Here is a 19,674-nt window from a genome sequence, read left to right as displayed (position 1 = left end):
ACATGAACATCAAAGCACTCGCACGTCTTTCGGCATCCACCGCGACGCTGATGATCCTCGCAGCGGCTGGCCCCGCCTTTGCACAGCAGCAACAGCAGCCCGTTCAGCCCGAAGCCGGGACCGACGGCACTCCGGTGCCCCCGGCAACCGCAACCGCTGACGGGGTGGCGGCGGACGATATCGTCGTCACGGGTCTTCGCAGAAGCTTGAGCAGCGCGCAGAACATCAAGCGCAACTCCGACGCGATCGTCGATGCGCTGGTCGCCGAGGATATCGGCAAGTTCCCGGACAACAACGCCTCGGAGGCAATCGCGCGGATCACCGGCGTGCAGGTGACGCGCTATCTCGACGAGGCCAATGGCGTGCTGATCCGCGGGCTGCCCAACGTGCAGACGACGGTGCAGGGGCGCGAGATCTTCACTGCCGACGGTCGTTCCGTTTCGATCCAGGATTTCCCGGCGCAGGCGCTGTCGCGCGTCGAGGTCTACAAGGCGACGACTGCAGACAATCTGGAAGGCGGGATCGCCGGTCTGATCGACGTCGGCCTGCGGCGTCCATTCGACTTCAAGGGCTTCCAGCTCGCTGGCGCCGCGCGCGGCGTCTACAACACCGAATCCCGGAAAGTGGATCCGATCGGCAGTTTGCTCATCAGCAACCGCTGGCAGACCGGGATTGGCGAGATCGGCGCGTTGGTGAACGTGTCCTTCACCCAGACGCGTTATCTCAACTCGGTCCGCTATCAGGGCTTTCAGGACAACGTCCCCGCAGCGCAGCAGGTTTTGCCAGCATCGGTCGGCCGCAACTTCACCTTTCCGCAGGATATCGGGCTGTTCTACGGTCGTGGAACCCGCCAGCGGCCTTCGGTCAACGGTTCGTTGCAATGGAAGCCCGCCGACAACCTGACGTTCTACGCCGATGGTCTGTGGCTCGCCTATCGCAACAAGACTGCCAACGACTTCTTCGGCGTGCCGATCCAGTCCAGCACCACCGGGGGAACCCCTCCGACGATCCGCAACGCCGTGTTGACGCCGGACGGCACGACGCTTGCGTCGTTCGATACCGATCTCGGTATCGTCAACGGACCGACGAAACAGGCAGGCCGTAACAACACCGACACGTTCCAGGGCGCGCTTGGTACGAAGTGGGATATCGGCAACGCCGTCATCACCAGCGATCTCGCCTATACAAAATCGATCGTCGACAACACCTATTATGAGTTCCAGACGCAACTCGCCAATCCGCTGTCGCTGGCGGTGCGGCTGAACGCGCAACGTAGCGTCGACTTCACCCCAAGCGGCGTCGATTTCGCCAATCCGGCGAGTTACTACATGCGGGGTCTTTACGAGAACCGCCAGCGTTCGGAAGGCCAACAGTGGCAATGGCAGGGCAACATTGCGCTCGACACCGGCTCGTCGCTGTTCCCCAAGTTCCAGTTCGGCCTACGCTACGCCGACCGCACCGCCAGTTCGGTCTATGGCGATCGGTATGCATCGCTTGCCAGTCTGCGCGACCCAATCTCGCGCGTGCCGGGAGTCTCGGACGGGGCGGTCATCGAACCGGGATTTCATAACGACGACGTTCAGCAGTTCCGGTCGTGGTTCGCCCCCAATTCGAACATTCTGAACAACCGTATCAACGACGTGCGCGACTATGTGCGTGATGCGCTGGTCCGCTCCAACGCGGATGCCGGAACACAGGCGACATGGGCGTCGGGGCGGCCGATGCTCAATCCGCTGTCCGCGTTCAAGGCACGCGAGCAGGTGTTCACCAGCTACGCACAGGTCAAATACGCCTTCGATATCGGCATTCCAATCGACGGCGCGATCGGTTCGCGCGTCATCATCACGCGCAACAAGCTGAACGGCACCAACTCCATTCCGACCGCGACCGGCACGGCACTGGTACCGATCGATTCCTCGCAGCAGTATATCGACATCCTGCCGAACATCAGCGCGCAGTTGCACTTCACCGACCGGTTGAAGTTGCGCCTGTCGCGCACCGAAGCGCTCAGCCGGCCAGGCTTCAATCAGATCAACCCGACGCTGACCGTCCAGCAGGGAACGATCGGCGGCAACCTTTCCTATACCGGCAACGGCGGAAACCCGGAGCTTCAGCCGATCCGCTCGAACAACTACGATGCCTCGCTGGAATATTATTTCTCGCGGACGGGATCGGTTTCGGTCGCCGGCTTCTACCGCGAGATCAACGGCTTCATCAATTCGTTGCCGCAGGTGGTCAGCGTGCAGCCGTTCGGCGACATTCTGGTCTATCGCCCGTCCAACGCCGGCTCGGGCAAGATCAAGGGGATCGAGGCCGCAGCGACGACCTTCTTCGATTTCCTGCCTGGAGCGCTGCGCGGGTTCGGTGCGCAGGCGAACTTCACGTACATCGACGGCGAGCAAACGCTCCAGTCCGCCGCCAATTTCACGGGGGGTAAGAACACCTTGCCGGGTGTGTCCAAGTACAGCTTCAACGTTATCGGCCTGTACGAGCTCGGGCCGACCAGCGTGCGCCTTGCCTATAATTATCGCAGTGCCAACGTCGATGGTTTCGGTGCGCCCGGCGTGTACACGACCGTCTATTCGGGCGCAGTCGGGCGTCTCGATTTGTCGGCCAGTTACAATCTGACGGACAAGGTAACGTTCACGGTGGATGCGACCAACCTGCTGCAAACGCCGTACTACAGCTACGTAAAATCGCCGGAATATCCACGGGACGTCCGGTGGGAGGCGAGCCTGATCTCGGCGGGTGTCCGCTTCCGTCTGTAGTCGACGATGGGGGGAGGGCGGACGTGTTCGCCCTCCCGGCCCCCGGGAATCATCTGGCGATCAAATGGAACGGCACATCGACATAGCTTGGATCTGCGCCGCCCAGTCCGACATCAAAACCACACGCACAAGGCGGCACCACATCCTGATACACACCAGCGTCGGCCCCACTGATGGAAACCCTGATCCGGTGCCCTGTCTTGATCCGCGCCGATAGCGGAAACATCACGAGAGAGACGGTTTCCATCCGACCCGGCGGCATCGGCGCATAATCGGCACGTGCGAGGGTCTGAAAGGGGCCAGCTTGCCAATAGGGCGGGGGCGAGGCGCTGATCTTCCTCCGGCTCAACCGCAGTACGCCTTCGGTCAGGTACGTCACCCGGCCATCGGACGCTACATCCTCCAGATAGGCATGAACGAGGCCGTCGGGTTGATCCGAAGCGAGTTTGAGCGCGACGACCGGATGGCCCGTCACGTCTGCGTCCGCCGTCAGCGGCGCACTGGTGAAGGACAGCATCTTGCCGGCTTGGCCAGTGCGGTTGTCATAGACGACATCTCCGCCGCCATTCTGCGTTGCCCAACGATTGGCTGGCCCAGTGGTCGCATCAAAATCGATGCGATAATGTAAGGTGGCGGGTGCGGTTGGTGTTCCCGACCCCAATGCCAGCCCTTTGTCCGGCGTCAGGTAGAACCGTTTGAGGTTCACGTTTTGAGGTGGCCATTTGCCAACCGTTTGCCACTGCCCGTCCCCCAGGGTGGGGCGCGAACTACGGATGGGTTTACGTGCACGGCCGCCGTCGACGGTCAGCCTGATCTTTCCAGCGACGATCCCGCTCGCATCGCCGTATCCGGAGGTCCGTCGTTTCCCGCATGTTCCGGACGATTTCTGACGTAACGCGTGTGCGCTCCAGCCGTTCGGTCTGTTGCGTGTCGCGCCGGCGTTGTTGGATCAGCATACACTGCAAATGGTCACGACCGGCGAACGCCCCGAAGTTGGCGCAAGTCTGCTTGTCTTGCGCGAGTGATATTCGCTCGCGCTCTCGCGGGGTTTCGCAGCTGGCCAAGGCCAGGACGGGCAGGATTGCAACGCCGATCGGCCAAATGTGCCGACGGCGAAAGGAGGGAAAATAGTCGTACATCGCTGATCCCGCTTCCGGGATTTCATAGTTATCTCAGAGATCAAGATTTCAGCCCGCAAACCGCAACGATAGGTCGAGTGCGGCCGGGCGGATCTTGAACGGTCTTTATCGACCGCAAGACCGGCGTTGGCGGCGCAAGATTGCGCCAGCATGGCGGATGAGCTCAGAACCTCAGCGCGGCAGGAATTCCACGCGCACGACCGTGCCGCCCGACAAGGCATCGAAGATCGCCACCCGCCCGCCATGACGTTCGATCACTTGGTGCACCAGATGAAGGCCAAGCCCGCTTCCCGCGGATCTTGGCCGTAGGCGATGGAACGGTTCGAAGACGCGCTCGCGTTCTTCTCATGGAATGCCCGGGCCGTCGTCTTCCACTTCGAACGCGGCACCCAGGACGCGGACCACAACCCGGCTGCCGCCATGGTCGATCGTATTCTGTACGAGGTTCGTCACGACCCTCTCGATCGCCCCGACATCCCCTTGGATCGGCCACGCCGCATCGATTACCACTTCGATCGTACGATCCGTGGCGATCAGCAATGGCGCGAGCTCAGCGGCGACGTGCTTGACGAGCGTTACGAGATCCACGTCGCCCCTCATTCCGACTGCATCCAGTCGCTGGAAATCGAGCAATTGCTCCGCAAGGGTGGCGAGCCGCTCGAGATCGCTCCCAAGGGCGCGCGTGGATGCCTCGGCGGCTGAGTTGATCTTGAGGCTAAGGATGGCGATCGGTGTTCGCAGCTCGTGCGCCGCGGAGGCGATGAACCGCCGCTGGCGTTCATACCCCTCGTCAAGGCGGTCGAGGACGTGGTTTACCGCGCGGACCAGCGGAAGGATCTCGGCCGGCACCTGTGCTTCACGCAGCCGCCAGCCGCGTCGGTCGATCTGGATATGCTGTGCTTCCTCGGCAATCCTGTTCACGCCCGCGAGCGATCGGTTGACGATCCAAGGCGTCACGATCATCGACGTCACGCCGAGCAACACGATGATGACGATGCTGGCGGCGTTCGAGGCTGCGAGGATGAGGAAGCTCAACAGAGTGAATTTCCCGTGCGCGAGAATGGTGAGCGTCCCGGCGCGGGAATCCTCGGAGCGGATCACGGCGGACAAACGATAAGGCGGTGACCGATCTCGTATTTGTACATTGATCAGCCGATGCAACGCCCCGGCAAAGTTTGCATATTCCCGCGGTACGCGTCCGTATGTGACGGTTCGGCCGATATTGTCCTCGGCGATAAACCAGAGGCCTGGCGCGTCTGCGCGAAGCTTTGCCAGTTCCGGCGTGTTGCGTACCATCAGGCGACCAGCTTCGGCGCGCTCGATGGAGCCAGCGATGACGCCGGGAATGATATCATCGACAAATACCGCGTCGTTATTCATCCGGGTCGCGAAGATCAGGACGATTGAGAAGAGGAGGAAGACCGTCACGAATTGAAAAAGCAGAGGTTGCAGGATGAGAGAGCGCTTCAGCGAACGCGGCTTCCGGCTCATGTTGATGCCCTGAGCAAATATCCGACGCCCCTGACCGCGTGGATTTCGAGCCCTGCACCTGCCTCACTCAGCTTCCGGCGAAGCCGCGAGACGTGCGAATCGAGAATGTTAGATTGAACCTCGTCGTCGAACCCGTAGACCGCTTTTTCCAACGACTCGCGAAGCACCGTCCGCCCGCGACGCTTCATCAACGTCGCCAGGACCAGCAACTCCCGACGGACCAGATCGAGCCGAACGCCCGCGACCAGGGCTTCGTCGTGCACCACATCGAAGACCAGCGCTCCAGCGCGGATCTCCTCGACCCAAAGCACGGCGGGGCGACGGCGAACCGCGCGGATCCGTGCGAACATCTCTTCAAGCGCGAACGGCTTGATGAGATAATCGTCTGCGCCCTCGTCTAGACCAGCGACACGGTCACGGACGTCTCCGCGCGCGCTCAGCACGATGATCGGGAGTCCCGGATGTTCGGTCTGCAATACGCGAACGAGCGACAGTCCATCACCATCGGGCAGCGTCCTGTCGAGCAATATCAGATCGTAAGAAATTGACCGAACCGCCTCATGCGTCATAGCCAAACGAGCGACATGGCCGACGACGAATAACTCGCGCTGCAACACATTGCGCAATGTCTCGGCAAGTTCGATCTCGTCTTCTACTATGAGGATCCGCACCGAGGCCCCTTCGGTCAATGAAACAGGATCTTCCCGACGCATCATAATGTACGTGAACAAGATTTTGCTTGCCCTGCATTGCGGCAACATTGCGGATGTTGAAGAAATAAGGCCGTTCGGTCCTCCTGACCGCGGTAGAGCGATCATCAACGGGATCGCGTGCCGTCAAAGACTCTCGGTATGCCGATAGCGTCGGTTGCCCAACCTTCAGCCTGCGACGACCGGCAAGGAAAGCGCCGATCCCCTGCGCGATGTCCGCGACATCGTTCGCAACGGCCGCAAGCCTGCGGCTACCGGGTTACGGCAACGCGTTCCGTGCGGTGGTTCGGTTACTCCGTTCCGCGGGTGATTGTCTCGTCCAGACTGGCGACCGGAATTCCCAGTTTCGTGATGACCATCCGGTTACGGGAACGCTGTCCGCCGGGCTGAAGGTACAGCCACTGTTGCGCGTGCATCCCGCCTTTCAGCCGGAACGACAGATGGAGTGCATTGCCGTGGGTGTCACCCGTGACCGGCCCGATTGCGCCTGTCAGCGTTCCGCCAAAGCGGCCGGGCGCGACCGGGCGCAAACGCCAAATGCGATGGACGACGGGGCGATCGCCCCGGCGCACGTCTTGCGTCAGGACGATCGTTCCGTCGGGCTGTACGACGCCATGCCCCGTCACCCGAACGGTTTGGCGCGCCTTCGTGATCACCTTCAGGCTGCCGACGCCGCGTGTATCGCCCGCAAAAAAAACCGTTGGGTCGAACGCGGGCGCGGACGCCCGCGCCCGTTGCAGATGCCCCGCTGGAACACAGGCCCCAAGCAGCAACGTTGCCGTGAGCAGGGGCGTTGTCCGCGGCATGACCTTACTGGACCGGCGCACTGGGGCGGCCGGCAGGTGCCAGCGCACGGCCGTTGTTGAGGTCTGCCCCGGTGTTGGGGTCGGTCGGGGTCGACTGGATCATCGCCCGCATCTGCCACTGATATTTGTCGATCGCATGCTGGACCTCCTGTAGCAGGTTGGACGTCGTCGGGTCCTTGTCCTCTGTTGCCTTGATTCCCTGCGCGATCTCGTCGCTCGTCACGCGATAATATTGTGCGAACCATTGGATGACCTGCGCATCATCGACGAAGCCACCCGGAAATTCGGGGATCCGGCTGGTGCGGACGATCGTGTTGGCGCGGCCGTCGGAGGATACGCCGATGCCTTGAAGCCGTTCGGCGATCTCGTCGGCATATTTGGCAACGCCCTCATAATGGTCCTGCAAGAGTTCGTGCAGTGGGTAGAACAACGTCCCCGAGACGTTCCAATGCGCCTGCTTGGTTTGGAGTTGAAGCTGCTGCAATTCGGTCAGCGTCTGTTGCAAAGCGCGCGTCGACGCACGCAAATCGTTGCCCTGCGGTCCGGAATGGATGCGGTCTGTGACACTATTGAGCGGGAAGGGGCCGTTCGGTTGCTGGGGCTGCGCCAGCGCGGGCGCCGCGGTCAGCAACGATGCGGCGATAATGAAGATGGAACGCACGAGAATTCCTTGGACTAGGGCAGACGGCAATCGCCGAAACCCGGACGCGATGCCTGCCGGTGGGGACTGGGAGCGTGAACGTGTATCCCCCGAACAGGTTGTCTAAATTCGCGTTCAGACAGCGGGCGCGGGACCGACCAGCGACGCCGTGCTACCGGTATCGGCGAAGCGCAGCGCGAACCCGTGAAGCTCGGCAATCGCCTTTACCAGACTGAGACCCAGCCCGGCGCCTTCGCAGTCATGCCGACCGCGGTAGAAGCGTTGCGTGACGAGCGCTCGCTCGCCGACCGGGACTCCGTCGCCCTCGTCGGCGACCGCAATCACGATGCTGCCGCGGTCCTTCCGCACGGTCACCGTCACGCGACCGCCGGGGGGCCCGAACTTCATCGCATTGTCGATCAAGTTGGACAGCGCTTCCATCAACAGGCTCGCATCGCCTTCGACAACGCCTTTGAACTCAACCACGCAAGTAAGCGTCATGCCCCGATCTTCCGCGGTCGGGAGATGGAGGTCGCACGCGTCCTGCGCCAGACGTCCGAGGTCGACCGCGGCGAAGCGGCTACGGCGGGCGTGATCCTCGAGCTCGCGGATCCGCAGCAGCGCGGCGACGATCCCGAGCAACTGGTCGATCTCGGCGAGCGACGCATCGGCGGTCGCCTTGCTCGACGGGTTGCCCGGATCGCGCAGCCCACGTTCGATCCGCGCGCGAAGTCGAGTCAACGGGGTGCGCAACTGATGCGCGATATCGTCGCCAACCCCGCGCATTTCGACCACAAGCGCCTCTATTCGGTCGAGCATGGTGTTGATATTCGCGCATAACAGACCAAAACTATCAGGGTTTTCCCCGACCGGAAGCCGTCGCTCAAGGTCGCCCGCGACGATCCGCTCGGTCAGTGCGCGGACCGCATCGACCTGTTGCGCCGCACGGCGCCCTGCGAAAAGCCCGATCCCGATTGCTAGCAGAACACCGGGAAGCAGCCCGAAAACAAGCGATTGTTCGATAACGCGCAACGCTTCCTGCGAATCGTCGAGATCGACCCCGGTGAGCAGGCGCGCGCCATCAGGCATCGCGCAGACCGCGATCCGCGCGACGTCACTATCCTTGCCAGGCAGCTCGGTCGGGCGCACCGCGGCCACGAACGACGCTGCCCCCACGACCGTCGCGGCAGGAAGCGCGGCAACATTGCCCGCGATCAGCGACCCGTCGCGTGCGAACAACGCGAGGAAACGGTTGCGATGGATGTCGCGAGTGAGCGCTTCACGCAGTTCGGATCGCCGCAGCGTTCCAGCAAGGTGCGCGAACGCACTGCAATCCTGCTGGAAGCTGCGTTCCGATTCCCGGCGGTGGGCGCCGGAGGCGAGCAACCAGAACAGCCCCGCCAGCACGAGCGACTGGGCAACGAGCAGGAACGCGATTGCGCCACCCCAGCGCCAGGTCGCGCGCGCCCGGGGGTCAGCCGAGGATTTCGAAGACATAGCCTTGCCCCCGAACATTGCGGATCAGTTGGGGTTCGCCTTCGGCATCGACCTTGCGCCGCAACCGTCCGATATGAACGTCGACGACGTTGCTATTGGGCTCGAAACTATACCCCCAAACGTCCTGCAGCAGCATCGAGCGGGTAATGATCCGCCCCGGACGCCGGACGAGATACTCAAGCAATTTCAGTTCCCGCGGAAGCAGGTCCAGCGCGCGGCCCGCGCGGGTCGCGGTCCCCTTCAAAAGGTCGAGGTCGAGCGGGCCGACGAACAGCCGTGTGTCGCGCGACTCGTTGGGGCGGCGCAGCAGCGCCTGCACCCGCGCGACGAGTTCGATCAGCGCGAACGGCTTGGGCAGGTAATCGTCGCCGCCTGCGCGCAAGCCCCGCACCCGATCATCGAGGCTGCCGAGCGCGCTTAGCACGAGCGCAGGTGTGCGGCGGCCTTCGCCGCGCAATTGCTGGATCAGGTCGAGACCCTCACCATCGGGAAGCTGTCGGTCCACGATCAGGAGATCCACGCCTTCACTCCGTGCCGCATGAAGCCCCTGCGCTACAAGCGCGCAATGCGTTACGTCATAGCCGCTTGCGGTGAGCTCGAGCGCAATCTCGCTCGCGGTGCCCGCGTCGTCCTCGATGAGCAGAATGTGCGTCACACATCCGCTTCGCCGGTTATGGATAGCACCGTCAACTGAATAGCAGTTCAGACTCTGAACTAGGATTTAGTCGACGGGGGCCGGGGCGGGTGCGTAACGCCGACCTGGAGTAATGGGATTACCAATGCGAAATTTGCTTATCTGCCTGGCCATCGTCGGGGTGCCCACCGCCAGTGCGGCGCAAGTGGCAGGTCAAACAACAGCAATGTCGCTCGACCGGCTGGTGCAGGACGTTGTCGCGAACAATCCGGAACGCCAATTCTACCAGCACCAGATCGAGACCGCAGGGGTCGAGCGCGCCGCCGCCGGGCGGTGGGCGGACCCCGAGGCGGTGGTCGAGTTCGGCCAGCGGAACGCGAACGATCGCACCACTGGGGCGCCGCTGGGGGACGGGACGACCTATGCGGTGTCGGTCGTCCAGCCAATCGAGTTCGGTGGTCGGATTGCTTTGCGGCGGGCGATCGCCGAACGACAGATCGAGCTTGCCAGAATGGGGCTGCAGCAGTTCGACGCAACACTGGCAGCCCGCGCGCGCACGCTTGGCTACGCGCTATTCGCCGCCGACGAGAAAGCGAACGTCGCGCGCACCGTTGCGGAGCGGATGCGCGGGCTCGCGCGGATCATCGTGGCGCGCGATCCCGCCGGTCCAGCGCCGCGACTGGAGGCGGCGTCGTTGCAGGCGGGTGCAATAAGCGCCGAACGCACCGCAGCGCTGGCGGACGCCGAGGCGAATTCGGCGCTGTACGAACTCAACCAGTTGCGCGGCGCCGCTTTTGCGGCGCGGATCCGGATCGTGCGTCCCGACATGAGCCTGCCCGCGCTCGGATCGAGCGAGCTGCTCGCGGAGCGGGCGAGCGCAAACAACTTCGAACTCAAGGCCTTGCGCGCGCAATTTGAGCAGCAGGGGCTGCGCGTCGATCTTGCTCGTAAGGCACGGGTTCCGGTCCTCGGCGTCGGGCCCTATTATGACCGCGCGCGCTCGGACATTCGCGAGACCAATTACGGTGTGCGCCTGTCGACGACGATCCCCTTGTGGAACCGTCAGGCCGGGGAGGTCGCGGTCGAGCAGGGACGGCAGGCGCAAGCGAACGCTACGCTGATCAATGCCGAACGACGCATCGCGCGCGACGTGTTCGACCAGGCGGCGCAATATGAGGCCAAACGTCAGGCGCTGACCAAATGGGACGGCGCGTCGACGCAGAGCTTTGCCAGCGCAGCGGAAGACGCGGACCGCAATTACCGGCTCGGCGCGATCCCGCTGACGACGTACATGCAGATGCAGCAATCCTATGTCGAGGCAACCAACGCCCTGCTTTCGACCCGGCGCGAGGCGCTCGAGTCGTTGTTGATGTTGCGCGCGCTCAACGGCGGCACCGCGCTCGTCCGATGATCGGCTGGCTGCTCGCCTTCGTCACGCGTAATCGGCTGGTCGTCGCAGCCGTCACGGCGGTGATCGCTGCGATCGGCATCTGGTCGTTTGCAACGCTGCGGATCGACGCGATCCCGGACATCACCGGCGTCCAGGTTCAGGTCAACACGATGGTTCCCTCGCTGGCCCCCGAGGAAATCGAGCGGCTTGCAACCTTGCCAATCGAACGCGCGATGGCGGGACAACCGGGGCTTAAAGAAACACGCGCGCTGACCAAGACCGGGCTGTCGCAGGTCACGCTCATCTATGAGGACGGCACCGACCAGATGCGCGCGCGGCAGCTCGTCACCGAGCGGTTGAACGCTGTCCGCGACCAATTGCCGCCGGGCGCCTCGCCGCAGCTCGCGCCGATCACGACCGGGCTGGGTGAGATCTATTATTACACGCTCGAATGGAAGCGCCCGCCGCCGGAGATGGACCCGCAGCGGCAGTTGATGGAGCTGTACGAGGCGCAGGAATACACCGTCCGCCCGATGTTGCGCGCGGTGACGGGGGTAGCCGACGTCAACACCAACGGCGGACTCGAGCAGCAGTTCGTCGTCGAGCCGGATCCGTTGCGGCTGACGATGCACGGCGTCACCGCTGCCGAACTCGCGGCTGCGGTCGGCAAAAATGTCGATAATGCGGGCGGCGGGATCATCGCGCGCGGGGCAGAGCGCTTTACGGTGCTGACCAACGGCCGCGTCAGGAATGCGACCGATATCGGCGCGATCCCGGTCAAGTTCGCAGGCGGCATCCTGCCGCTTCAGGTTCGCGATGTTGCCAATGTCGTCATCGGCGCGGCACCGCGCCAGGGAGCGGCCACGCAGAACGGACGCGAGACCGTCCTAGGCACGGTGATGATGCTGGTCGGCCAGAACAGCCGCGAGGTCGCATTGCGCGCGGAACAGGCGCTCCCCGATATCCGCGCGGCACTGCCCAGGGGCATGGTGATCGACCAGCAGTATAGCCGCGCCGAGCTGGTCGACCGCACCATCTCGACGGTCGAGCACAATCTCGGCGAGGGTGCACTGCTCGTTGCGCTGGTGCTGTTGTTCGTGATGGGCAACTGGCGTGCGGCGCTGATCGTGACGCTGGTCATCCCGCTCGCGTTCCTCGTCACGGTGACAGGGATGAACGCGATCGGCGTGTCGGGTAATCTGATGAGCCTTGGCGCGCTCGATTTTGGGCTGATCGTCGACGGGGCGATCGTCGTTGTCGAGAACAGCTTGCGGCTGCTTGCCGAGCGCCGCCGCGCCAAGGGAGAGGATCTGACTTCCGAAGAACGTCGCGCTACCGTGGCGGACGCGGCGCGGATGGTCGCGCGCCCTACGCTGTTCGGGATCGCGATCATCGCTTTGGTCTATGTCCCCGTCCTCAGCTTCGGCGGGGTCGAGGGCAAGCTGTTCCAGCCGATGGCGCAGGCGGTGATGCTCGCGATCGTCGCAGGGCTGGCGTGGACCTTCACGATCGTCCCCATGCTGTCCGCCTGGCTGTTGCGCGCGCCCGTGAGCGAGAAGGAAGACGGCCGGCACGCGGGGGTGATCGGCTACGCGGAGCGTGGCTATGCGCCGGTGCTCGAGCGCGCGATCGCGCATCCGTGGCTGCTCGTGATCGGGGCGGCCGCGCTTCTGGCAGTGACGTTTCGGGGTGTTCCGGACGCTCGGCTCGCAATTCACCCCGCAGCTCGACGAGGGCGCGATCACCGCGATGGTCTATCGCCCGGTCGGCATGTCGCTCGAACGCAGCCTTGCGATCGAGCGGGAAACCGAGCGCCAGATCAAGCGGCACTTCCCGCAGGTGACGCATACCTTCTCGCGCATCGGGACCAGCGAAGTCGCGACAGATCCGATGCCGCCCAACGAGAACGACCTCTACATATTTTACGCGCCCCAGAAGGACTGGCCGACCGGGAACGGCGCGCCGAGGAGCAAGGACGAGTTGGTCGAGGGAATTCGCAAAATCGGTGAGGAGGTCTATCGCGGCCAGACGTTCGAGTTCGCTCAGCCGATCGAGATGCGGTTCAACGAAATGCTCGAGGGCGTGCGCGCGGATGTTTCGGTCAAAATCTTCGGCGATGATTACGACGTGCTCGAACGCGCGGCGAAGCAGGCGAAAGCCATCCTCGAGAAGCAGGCGGGCACCGAAAGCGTCGAGTTCGAGACCGCGGGACGCCCGAAGAGCATCGTCGTCGAACTCGACCATGCTGCCTTGTTGCGGCTTGGGTTGAGCACTGCGGAGGTCAACGCGGCGATCACTGACGCGGTCGCGGGGTCGGAGGTCGGATTCATCCCGCACAATGAAGCGAGGCACGCAATCGTCGTGCGCATGGCCGAAGGTCTCCGCGCGAACCCGGCCGCGATCCTCGCACTGCCGCTGCGCGTCGGCGACTACGGCATGGTGCCGCTGTCCCGCGTCGCGCGGCTGCGGGAGACGCGAACGGTCGAGCCGATCCTGCACGACAGCGGCAACCGTCGTGCGGCGTTGATGGTCAATCTCAAGACCAGCGACCTCGCCGGCTACGTCGCGCGTGCGCGCGCCGCGGTCGACGGTCAGGTCGAGCTGCCGCCCGGCTACCGGATCGAATTCGGCGGCCAGTTCCACCAGTTGGAGGCTGCGCAGAAGCGCCTGTCGATCGTCGTCCCCGCCGCGCTGCTGCTAATCTTCCTGCTGGTCTACGCGGCGCTCGGCAGCATCAAGGAGGCGGTGATCGTCTATACCGGCATCCCGTTTGCGGTAACCGGGGGTGTGCTGGCGTTGTGGCTGCGCGGGATGCCGTTCTCGATCACGGCGGCCATCGGGTTCATCGCGCTGTCAGGAATCGCGATGCTCAACGGGCTGGTGCTGGTGGATCATATCAACAGTCTGCGCGATGGTCGCGACGGCGACGCGCTGCCGGTCGACGAGGCAGTTCGCCAAGGCGCACGCGACCGGTTGCGCCCGGTCCTTTCAACCGCGCTTGTTGCGGCGATCGGCTTCGTGCCGATGGCGATCGCTAGCGGTGCGGGCGCCGAAGTGCAGCGCCCCTTGGCGACGGTGGTGATCGGAGGAATCGTTACCTCGACCCTGCTGACACTCGTACTGTTGCCGAGCCTTTACCGCCTCGTCATGCGGAATCCTGTGTCGGCTGGAGCGATGGCAAATAGAGGATCGGTAGGCTCTCGATAGCGCTGCAACTCAAAACATGCGCGGGAGCACGTCGGCAGACCGGTCGCGGTCGAGGAAACGGTGTTTGAGCGCCCCCGCGACGTGCAACGCGATAAGGCCAAGCAGCGTGTAGGCGAGGGTGCTGTGAAGCCACTGGAAAACGCGGAACCGCGCATCGTTCTTGGGCAGCAATTCGGGCAAATGCATACCGAAGAAGAAGACACCGTCGCTCTCTGTGTAGCTGCTCGACATCGCATAGCCCATGAGAGGTACAACGATCAGCAGGAGGTACATCGTGCGGTGGACCATTTCTGAAAGCACGCGCTCGTGGCGGGGAAGGGCGGCTGGTGGATGCGGGAGCGTGGATTGAGAGCGGATCGCGAGCTGAACCAGAACGATCGCAACCACCAGCACTCCGAATGATTTATGCCACGGGTAAAAAACGGTAAACTTTACCGCCGCGGCATCGGGCAGGCCAGTCATCGTCCACCCAGCGGCGATCAGGCTTAGCACAAGTCCGGCGCGCACCCAGTGCAGAATGCGCAACGATCGCGGGTATCGGTTTGCCAACGTGTCGGACATTGTCATTCTCCCGCGGAGGTAAGCAGTCCGCCAGCCGAACGATAGCGCGGAAAGGCAATTGCGCAGGCGGTACAGACGTTCTCGACACGATGATACGACTATCCCCCGAAAGCGCGCGCAGTTGAACTAACGACCAACCGTCCTGCCCGATGCCGGCGGGAGGTCTTAGCAACGGGGTCGAACGCGAGACCGGGACCGTTATTAGGGATCAGGCAAGAGCCGGGCCGGTCAGGCCTGAAATAACAAGGCACAAAGCTGCATGCTCCAGTTGTGGCCCACCGATCGGCAGGCCGCCATCCAGCGCGAGCGTCGCCATTCCATGGACCGCGGACCAACACGCCAGCTTTGCCGCTTCGGGGTCAGCGGGAGAAAGCTCCAGAACCCGCCGTACCATCACCCCATAGGCATTCCCTTCGTCGGTCGGGGGGCCGGAATCCTGGCAGTCGAACATAAGACGAAATAATGCCGGCCGCGCACGGGCAAAGGCTAGGTAGGCTTCTCCCTGCGCAACGAGCGCAGAGCGCGCGTCCGGCTGTTCGTCAGCAGCCAGCAATGCACTCCGGAGATCCTCGAATCCGCGCATTGCCACAGCCGCGAGCAGAGCCGCTTTGTCGCGGAAGTGCCGGTACGGCGCCATCGCCGAAACACCTGCTTCGCGGGCGAGCGCTCGTAGACCGACATCCTCGCCCCGCTCCAGAGCGGCTAACGCGGCGGCGAGAAGCTGTGCTCGCAAATCGAAGTCATGGGCATCGGGCATGTTTACACCGTACACAATTAGTCTATGTTTACACCGTACACATCATGGAGTGATGGAATGCAAGTACCTGTGAACCGTCAGTCCGTGGACCTTTCAAACTATCCCGACATCGTCATGATCATGTTGGGCTTCAAACTGAAGGGATGGCGGGGCCTGCTGGCATTACGCCGGATCGGACCTGGGTTACGTCAAATCGCGCGTGATCGCCCGGAGGGTCTCTTGGCACACGAGGGCATGATGTTTAGCCCGATGCACATCGGGTTCCGCCAATATTGGCGCGATCTGGACACTCTTGAGCAGTTTACATGTAGCGAACCTCATTCGGCTTGGTGGCGGCAGATCCGCGAACTTTCGGCTCACGCGGGCTTCTGGCACGAGACGTACCACGCCAAGGGGGGTGTGGAGGCGCTTTACGTAGGCATGCCCCGACCTGTCGGCCTCCAACACTTCGCACCCGAACGGCGCCCGGTCGGGCCGTTCATGTCGGCCAGATCCCGTGTTCAGGGGGGTGTGCGATAAACCTCGAGCAGCGCCCGGAGACGGCCGAGGACCGAACAAGTTGGAACAGCATCGCTTCCAGCCTCTGCCCTAACATCCCGGATGAATTGCCTTGCTCCCGGGCAATTATCATATATTTCGGTGCAAACGATTGCGCTCGAAGCGATCGATGGGAGACGTTGCGATGAAGCTGGCTCAGGTGTTTCTCACCGGATTGATCGGCGTGGCTGCCACAACGCCTGCTATTGCCAAGGTGACGGCTCCCCAGGACGCACGCATATTCCGTCTCGACGGAGGTGGTGTAACGTATGCGCTTGGCGTCGATAAGAACGGATATCTACAGCCGCTCTATTGGGGTGCATCGCTGGCGCCCAAAGACCCCCTCGTTGCCACTGACCCGGTGAAAGTTGGTGATCCAGTGCTGGTAAAGGCGCCGGGCGAGCTCTCCGGCTTCGATCCTGCCGGCTCAGTGACGTTGCAGGAATATCCGGGTCAGGGCGAGGGATTGGTCAGCGATCCCGGCATCAAGGCCATCTTTGCGGACGGCAACCGCGATCTCGTTCTCAAATACAAGTCGCACCGCGTGCAGGGCGAAACGCTAACGATCGAGCTGGTGGACATCCGGCGTCCATTGTCCGTGACGTTACACTATACGATTGATCCCGAGACCGGAGTCCTGGCGCGATCGGCGTCGGTTCGTAACGGCGATCGGCGCGAGGTTCGGGTCGATCAAATCGCCTCAGCTGTGTTCACCCTGCCGGTTGGTGATGATTACCGACTGCACTACCTCACCGGTCGCCACGCAGCCGAATGGACAAAGAAAGACGTCGCAGTCACGCCGGCGCTCACGCTGCTGGAAAGCCGGCGTGGCTCCACCGGGCACGGCAACAATCCGTATTTCGCAATCGGTCGCGAAGGTGTCACCAGCGAGGACTCAGGGCCGGTCTGGTACGGCGCGCTGGCATGGTCTGGATCGTTCCGGATCAGTGTCGGTCAAGACAATCTCGGTCGTATCCGCATCATGGGCGGATATAACCCTTATGACTTTTCGTGGACGCTGAAGCCTGGGGAAGTCCTGGATACGCCTGTTTTCTATGCCGGCTATTCGAACGGCGGGATGGGCGGGGCATCGCGCACCTTTCACCGCTTTCAGAACGCGCATATCCTCCCGGGCGGCGAACGCGCCAAGCCACGCCCGGTGGTGTACAACAGTTGGGAAGCGACCGCCTTCGACGTCACCGAGGCCGGTCAGGAAGCCTTGGCCGAGAAGGCGGCCAAGATCGGGGTCGAACGGTTCATCGTCGACGACGGCTGGTTCGGTGCGCGGAACAGCGACAAGGCCGGGCTTGGGGACTGGACGGTCAACCGAACCAAATTTCCGAACGGGCTGAAGCCCCTGATCGACAAGGTGCAATCGCTCGGAATGGATTTCGGCTTGTGGGTCGAGCCGGAGATGGTGAACGTTGATAGCGACCTGTACCGCGCGCATCCCGATTGGGTCCTGAACTACCCGGATCGGCCACGCACCGAAGGCCGCAACCAGTTGGTGCTCAACCTCGCGCGCACCGACGTGCGCGATCACCTGCTCGCTGTGCTCGACAAGCTGGTAAGCGACAACACCATCGCGTTCCTGAAATGGGATTATAACCGTAACTGGACCGAAGCCGGATGGCCGGCGGTGCAAGTAAAGGATCAGCAGCGGGTCTACGTTGAGTACGTCCGGAACCTCTACTATATCCTGTCCGAACTGCGACGACGTCATCCCAAGCTGGAAATCGAGAGCTGCTCGGGCGGTGGTGGCCGCGTCGACCTTGGCATCCTCGGACTTTCCGACGAAGTATGGCCATCCGACAATACCGATCCGGCCGACCGTTTGATGATCCAAGACGGCTTTACACAGGCCTATCCCGTATCGGTGATGATGGCATGGGTGACTGACAGCCCCAACTGGGCGAACACCCGCGCGACGTCGCTCGATTATCGCTTCCTGTCGTCGATGCAGGGTGGATTGGGGATCGGTGCCAATCTGGACAAATGGCAGGCGGGGGACTTCACCACGGCCGCAAAATGGGTCGCGGCGTATAAGAGCATCCGCCAGACTGTGCAGCGCGGGCAACTTTATCGCATCGACCCACCAACAAAGGACAATGCGTCGTCAGCGACGATGTATGTGGGCCAGGACCGACGTCAGGGCGTGATGTTCCAAATGCTGCATTCGTCGATGTGGCGCGACAATCCGGTTGCCGAGCATCCGCAGGGGCTCGACCCTGCCCAGACCTATTCCGTCCGTGTGCTTGGCGGTGCGGCACTCCCGGAGGGCGTGCCTGCCCGCGCCAGCGGCGCCTACTGGATGGAACGCGGGCTCCGCGCCCCTTTAAAGGGTGATTTTGTGGGAACCGCTTTCGTGTTCGACGCCGTAAATTAGGGTCTCCCCGGGTCGTGGGGAGAGATAGCTTAGGCTGAGGCGGCGATTTCGCGCAACGCGCTTTCGAACGCCTCAGACGGCTGCCCTCCGGAGATCAGATAGCGATCGTTGATGATGACGGCAGGCACCGCGCTGATCCCGTGCGATTGCCAAAATTTCTCCGCAGTCCGGACGTCGTCTGCATATTCGTCCGATGCAAGGATCTCTGCCGCGCGCTTCGGGTCGAGGCCGACTTTCGCAGCGGCGGCGGTCAGCACCTCATGGTCGGACGGGTCCTGCTGGTCGGTGAAGTACGTGTCGAACAGCGCGCGCTTGAGCGCCGCCTGCTTACCCTCGATGTGCGCCCAATGCAGCAGCCGGTGCGCGTCGAAGGTGTTGTAGATGCGGCTCGTATCCGACATCCGCATCGCGAATCCGAGATCAGCAGCGCGCTCCCGGATCATCGCGCGACTGGCGGCCGATTGTTCGGGCGTGGACCCATATTTCTCGGCGATGTGTTCGGCGATGTTCTGACCATCCGCACCCATTTGCGGGTTTAGCTCGAACGGCTGGAAAGTGATCTCGGCGGTGATCAAGTCGCCGGTGCGGGCCAACGCCTCTTCAAGCCCGCGCAGACCAATGATGCACCAGGGACATGAAATATCGGATACGAAATCAATCTTCATGGGCTTCGACATGTGGCACCACTTCAGGTTGGAGTTGGCGATGCGACATAGGACCGCGCCGTGCCAAATGCACTATCGTCACACGCCGCAGTACGATTCAGGCCCGCGCCAAAACTCCAGAACGTGCTTGGGGCATCGCCTTGAGGAACAACTTCGCAGAGGTCGGGTACCAGTTTTCGAGCATAGGGTGACCGAACCGGAAGCGATGTTGTCGCTGACATGTGCTTCAATGGCGAAGCCCAATCGCGTCTATCATCGCCACCCTCGAAGCACTGGGCTGGTTTGGAACAACAAACGCCTGCACATTCATTTGAACGATACATCGTTCTTCGCAACTGCAAAAACTGGTTTTATGGAGGCTAAGTCGGTGCAGCCGGAACCAGCACTAGCTTACTTTTTCGTCTGTAAGGGTCCCGCCGCGGCAACGCCTGTTTCCGTCGCGTTATGAACTGGCTACAATCGATCGAGATCGCTCCTCGTCAAAGA

General features: G+C 62.6%; 15 protein-coding genes and 2 pseudogenes. 7 read left to right on the top strand and 10 right to left on the bottom strand.

Annotation, left to right across the window (positions count from 1 at the left end; all coding sequences use genetic code 11):
* Positions 1-2: 2 nt before the first annotated feature.
* Complete coding sequence (locus ABIC16_RS11735) at positions 3-2,768, top strand: TonB-dependent receptor (protein WP_277971375.1); 2,766 nt, start codon at positions 3-5, stop codon at positions 2,766-2,768.
* A 49-nt stretch (positions 2,769-2,817) separates the two neighbouring features.
* On the opposite strand, the gene ABIC16_RS11730 is transcribed toward ABIC16_RS11735, so the two are convergent.
* From ABIC16_RS11730 to ABIC16_RS11700, 7 genes and pseudogenes are all read right to left on the bottom strand, one after another.
* Positions 2,818-3,543 (bottom strand): CocE/NonD family hydrolase, encoded by a 726-nt coding sequence (locus tag ABIC16_RS11730; RefSeq protein WP_354292311.1) that lies wholly within the window; start codon positions 3,541-3,543, stop codon positions 2,818-2,820.
* A 535-nt stretch (positions 3,544-4,078) separates the two neighbouring features.
* Positions 4,079-5,203: pseudogene (locus tag ABIC16_RS11725) on the bottom strand (sensor histidine kinase).
* Between the two features lie 191 nt (positions 5,204-5,394).
* Positions 5,395-6,114, bottom strand: a complete 720-nt coding sequence (locus tag ABIC16_RS11720) for a response regulator (RefSeq protein ID WP_354291244.1) — start codon at positions 6,112-6,114, stop codon at positions 5,395-5,397.
* Positions 6,115-6,398: 284 nt separating this feature from the next.
* Positions 6,399-6,914: a DUF3833 family protein gene (locus ABIC16_RS11715; protein ID WP_354291243.1), complete on the bottom strand. Its 516-nt coding sequence runs from the start codon at positions 6,912-6,914 to the stop codon at positions 6,399-6,401.
* A gap of 4 nt (positions 6,915-6,918) precedes the next feature.
* On the bottom strand, positions 6,919-7,575 hold the full coding sequence (locus tag ABIC16_RS11710) for a Dps family protein (RefSeq protein ID WP_277969376.1): 657 nt from the start codon (positions 7,573-7,575) through the stop codon (positions 6,919-6,921).
* Positions 7,576-7,689: 114 nt separating this feature from the next.
* On the bottom strand, positions 7,690-9,051 hold the full coding sequence (locus tag ABIC16_RS11705) for a sensor histidine kinase (RefSeq protein WP_354291242.1): 1,362 nt from the start codon (positions 9,049-9,051) through the stop codon (positions 7,690-7,692).
* A complete protein-coding gene (locus tag ABIC16_RS11700) occupies positions 9,029-9,706 on the bottom strand; it encodes a response regulator transcription factor (protein WP_354291241.1) in 678 nt (225 codons plus the stop codon). The genes ABIC16_RS11705 and ABIC16_RS11700 overlap by 23 nt, the downstream gene beginning before the upstream one ends.
* Before the next feature lie 124 nt (positions 9,707-9,830).
* Here ABIC16_RS11700 and ABIC16_RS11695 point away from each other — a divergent pair, with 124 nt between their 5' ends.
* The 3 genes and pseudogenes from ABIC16_RS11695 (at position 9,831) to ABIC16_RS11685 (ending at position 14,282) form a co-directional block, all read left to right on the top strand.
* Positions 9,831-11,096, top strand: a complete 1,266-nt coding sequence (locus tag ABIC16_RS11695; protein ID WP_354291240.1) for a TolC family protein — start codon at positions 9,831-9,833, stop codon at positions 11,094-11,096.
* Positions 11,093-12,703: pseudogene (locus tag ABIC16_RS11690) on the top strand (efflux RND transporter permease subunit); the annotation flags it as partial. The gene ABIC16_RS11695 and the pseudogene ABIC16_RS11690, both read left to right, overlap by 4 nt.
* 121 nt (positions 12,704-12,824) lie before the next feature.
* Positions 12,825-14,282: an efflux RND transporter permease subunit gene (locus tag ABIC16_RS11685; protein WP_354291239.1), complete on the top strand. Its 1,458-nt coding sequence runs from the start codon at positions 12,825-12,827 to the stop codon at positions 14,280-14,282.
* A 9-nt stretch (positions 14,283-14,291) separates the two neighbouring features.
* On the opposite strand, the gene ABIC16_RS11680 is transcribed toward ABIC16_RS11685, so the two are convergent.
* A complete protein-coding gene (locus ABIC16_RS11680) occupies positions 14,292-14,843 on the bottom strand; it encodes a cytochrome b (RefSeq protein ID WP_354291238.1) in 552 nt (183 codons plus the stop codon).
* Between the two features lie 208 nt (positions 14,844-15,051).
* The gene (locus tag ABIC16_RS11675; protein ID WP_354291237.1) at positions 15,052-15,600 is read right to left on the bottom strand and encodes a TetR/AcrR family transcriptional regulator; all 549 of its coding nucleotides are present in this window, start codon (positions 15,598-15,600) and stop codon (positions 15,052-15,054) included.
* Between the two features lie 24 nt (positions 15,601-15,624).
* Here ABIC16_RS11675 and ABIC16_RS11670 point away from each other — a divergent pair, with 24 nt between their 5' ends.
* Positions 15,625-16,119 carry a monooxygenase family protein gene (locus ABIC16_RS11670; protein WP_354291236.1) on the top strand — a complete coding sequence of 165 codons (495 nt, stop codon included), beginning with the start codon at positions 15,625-15,627 and terminating at the stop codon, positions 16,117-16,119.
* A 163-nt stretch (positions 16,120-16,282) separates the two neighbouring features.
* Positions 16,283-18,523, top strand: coding sequence for an alpha-galactosidase (locus ABIC16_RS11665; protein WP_354291235.1), 2,241 nt, complete (start codon positions 16,283-16,285; stop codon positions 18,521-18,523).
* A gap of 29 nt (positions 18,524-18,552) precedes the next feature.
* Here ABIC16_RS11665 and ABIC16_RS11660 read toward each other — a convergent pair whose 3' ends face one another.
* Positions 18,553-19,188: a DsbA family oxidoreductase gene (locus tag ABIC16_RS11660; RefSeq protein ID WP_354291234.1), complete on the bottom strand. Its 636-nt coding sequence runs from the start codon at positions 19,186-19,188 to the stop codon at positions 18,553-18,555.
* A gap of 187 nt (positions 19,189-19,375) precedes the next feature.
* Here ABIC16_RS11660 and ABIC16_RS11655 point away from each other — a divergent pair, with 187 nt between their 5' ends.
* Positions 19,376-19,636, top strand: a complete 261-nt coding sequence (locus tag ABIC16_RS11655; protein ID WP_354291233.1) for a hypothetical protein — start codon at positions 19,376-19,378, stop codon at positions 19,634-19,636.
* Positions 19,637-19,674 lie beyond the last annotated feature (38 nt).

This window comes from Sphingomonas sp. PvP055 (assembly GCF_040546365.1).
Taxonomy (GTDB): domain Bacteria; phylum Pseudomonadota; class Alphaproteobacteria; order Sphingomonadales; family Sphingomonadaceae; genus Sphingomonas; species Sphingomonas echinoides_A.
The sequence above is the reverse complement of the archived record's forward strand: the minus strand, read 5'-3'. Positions and strand labels throughout refer to the sequence as shown.

Coding starts and splice junctions, on each gene's coding strand:
- ABIC16_RS11720 (WP_354291244.1), bottom strand. CDS start 6,114: ATGATGCGTCGGGAAGATCCTGTTTCATTGACCGAAGGGGCCTCGGTG.
- ABIC16_RS11660 (WP_354291234.1), bottom strand. CDS start 19,188: ATGAAGATTGATTTCGTATCCGATATTTCATGTCCCTGGTGCATCATT.
- ABIC16_RS11680 (WP_354291238.1), bottom strand. CDS start 14,843: ATGTCCGACACGTTGGCAAACCGATACCCGCGATCGTTGCGCATTCTG.
- ABIC16_RS11670 (WP_354291236.1), top strand. CDS start 15,625: ATGTTTACACCGTACACATCATGGAGTGATGGAATGCAAGTACCTGTG.
- ABIC16_RS11685 (WP_354291239.1), top strand. CDS start 12,825: ATGGTCTATCGCCCGGTCGGCATGTCGCTCGAACGCAGCCTTGCGATC.
- ABIC16_RS11675 (WP_354291237.1), bottom strand. CDS start 15,600: ATGCCCGATGCCCATGACTTCGATTTGCGAGCACAGCTTCTCGCCGCC.
- ABIC16_RS11735 (WP_277971375.1), top strand. CDS start 3: ATGAACATCAAAGCACTCGCACGTCTTTCGGCATCCACCGCGACGCTG.
- ABIC16_RS11665 (WP_354291235.1), top strand. CDS start 16,283: ATGAAGCTGGCTCAGGTGTTTCTCACCGGATTGATCGGCGTGGCTGCC.
- ABIC16_RS11715 (WP_354291243.1), bottom strand. CDS start 6,914: ATGCCGCGGACAACGCCCCTGCTCACGGCAACGTTGCTGCTTGGGGCC.
- ABIC16_RS11705 (WP_354291242.1), bottom strand. CDS start 9,051: ATGTCTTCGAAATCCTCGGCTGACCCCCGGGCGCGCGCGACCTGGCGC.
- ABIC16_RS11695 (WP_354291240.1), top strand. CDS start 9,831: ATGCGAAATTTGCTTATCTGCCTGGCCATCGTCGGGGTGCCCACCGCC.